1 protein-coding gene is annotated in these 1,405 nt (G+C 76.0%); it reads right to left on the bottom strand.

Going from position 1 to position 1,405, the window contains the following annotated elements; genetic code table 11:
• A partial coding sequence (locus IEY94_RS23155) for an AMP-binding protein (RefSeq protein WP_189172370.1) occupies positions 1–1,405 on the bottom strand: 1,405 nt, incomplete at both ends.

Raw genomic sequence — 1,405 nt, 5'->3', positions numbered from 1 at the left:
TAGCCGCGGGCGAGTCCGGCGCCGGTGAGGTATAGCTCTCCGATGACACCGGGCGGCACGGGCTCCAGCCGCTCGTCCAGCACGAGCACGCCGGTGCCGGCGACCGGCCGGCCGATCGTCACCGGCTCCCCGGCGGGCAGCGGGCCGCCGGTCGCGCACACGGTCGTCTCGGTGGGCCCGTACGAGTTGACCAGCTCGTGCCGGGCGCCCCGCTCGTCGACCAGCCACTGTGGGCACGCCTCGCTGGCCGTGATGATCATCGCGGTGGCGGGCAGCCGGTCGATCGGCAGCGCCGCGAGCAGCGACGGGGTGACCGTGGCGTGCGTCGTACCGGCGATCAGCTCCGGGTCGGCGCCGACCAACAGCAGCTCCGGGTCGTACGGCACCACCGCGCCGCCGGCGAGCAGCGCCATGAGCATCTCCCACACCGACCCGTCGAAGCCGATCGACGCGAGCTGGAGCACCCGGCTGCCGGGCGCGACCCGGAAGTCCTGCCGGTACCGGTGGGCCAGCCGGCTGATCCCGCGGTGCGGCACGAGCACCCCCTTGGGCGCGCCGGTCGAGCCGGAGGTGTGGATCACGTATGCGCCGTGGTCGAGCGCCAGCGCCGGGCGGGGCGCGGTGTCCGGCAGGTCGGCGGCCGCCCGCCACAGCGCGTCGTCGACGGCGAGCCGCGGCGCCGGGTGCGCCGGCAGGGTCGCGCTGCCGTCGGCGAGGACCACCGCGGGCGCGACCCCGTCGAGGATGAGCGCCTGCCGTGCCGCCGGGTACGCCGGGTCGATCGGCACGTAGCAGCCGCCGGCCTTGGCGACGGCGAGCAGCACGGCGACGAGGTCCCGGCCGCGGCGCATCGACACGGCCACCGGCACGTCCGGGCCGACGCCGCGGCCGGCCAGGTGGTGCGCGAGGCGGTTGGCCCGGGCGTCCAGCTCCCGGTAGCTGACCGTACCGGCGGCGTCGGCGATCGCGGCGGCCTCCGGGTGCTCCCGCACCCGCTCGGCGAACAGCTCGGGCAGCGTCGCCGGCGGCACGTCCGGGCCGCGGGCGGCCACGAGCCGCTCCCGCTCCCCGTCCAGCAGGACGTCGATCTCGTCGAGCCGCAGCTCCGGGTCGGCGGCGACCTGCTCCAGCACGGCGGCCAGCCGGCGGGCGAGCCCCTCGGCGGTGGCCCGGGTGAACAGGTCGGTCGCGTACGTGAGGGTCAGCTCCAGCTCGGCGTCCGGGCGGGAGACGAAGCCGAAGAACAGGTCGAACTTCGCGGTCTCGAACGGCGGCCGGACCGGCGTCACCGACCACGGCGTCAGGTCCAGGGCGAGGCCCCGGTCGACGGCGAACGCTATCTGGAAGAGGGGGTGGCGGTTGGTGGTGCGGGTGGGTTGGAGGTGTTGGACGAGTTGTTCGAAGG

Origin of the sequence: Pilimelia anulata (genome assembly GCF_014647895.1) — a bacterium.
GTDB lineage: Bacteria > Actinomycetota > Actinomycetes > Mycobacteriales > Micromonosporaceae > Pilimelia > Pilimelia anulata.
The sequence above is the reverse complement of the archived record's forward strand: the minus strand, read 5'-3'. Positions and strand labels throughout refer to the sequence as shown.